Annotated in this window: 1 protein-coding gene; it reads left to right on the forward strand. The window is 70.1% G+C overall.

Going from position 1 to position 605, the window contains the following annotated elements:
• Positions 1 to 78: 78 nt before the first annotated feature.
• A complete protein-coding gene (locus DEJ00_RS18190) occupies positions 79 to 453 on the forward strand; it encodes a C40 family peptidase (RefSeq protein ID WP_258373732.1) in 375 nt (124 codons plus the stop codon).
• Positions 454 to 605: the final 152 nt, after the last annotated feature.

Here is a 605-nt window from a genome sequence, read left to right on the forward strand (position 1 = left end):
ACGTACGCCTCGCCGAGCTGCCCTCGGGCGTAGGAGATCGCACCGGCCCCGAGCAGCCCCTCGAAGGCCGCCGGCGCGATCTCCTACGCCCGAGGGCAGCTCGGCGAGGCGTACGTCCTCGGCGGCGCCGGCCCGACCACCTGGGACTGCTCCGGCCTCGTGATGATGGCCTACAGCTCGCAGGGCATCGCGACCGGTGGACACAACGTCGTCTGGCAGTACAACTACTTCAAGTCGATCGGTCGCCTCGTCCCGCTGTCCCAGCGCCAGCCCGGCGACATCCTGTTCTACTCGTCGAACGGCACCGCCTCGGGGGCGTACCACGACTCGATCGTGACGAGCTACGGCACCATGGTCGAGGCCGCGCGCCCCGGCGTCGGCGTCGTCGAGCGCGCCATCTGGCTGCCGAACCAGCTCATGCCCTACGTCGCCCGCCCGAGCGGTTCCCTGTAGCCCGCTCCCGGTCTGCCCGTTCTTTCCCAGAGCGGCTGCAGTACCGAGCGAGATCGGGCGTACCTGCACGGATCAACGCACCCGGTACGCCCGTTTCCACCAGGCGCGCCCCCGCACGCCCCGTCCCGCGCCGCCCTGTCTCTTATACACAT

The sequence above is a fragment of the Curtobacterium sp. MCLR17_039 genome, assembly GCF_003234745.1.
GTDB classification, from domain to species: domain Bacteria; phylum Actinomycetota; class Actinomycetes; order Actinomycetales; family Microbacteriaceae; genus Curtobacterium; species Curtobacterium flaccumfaciens.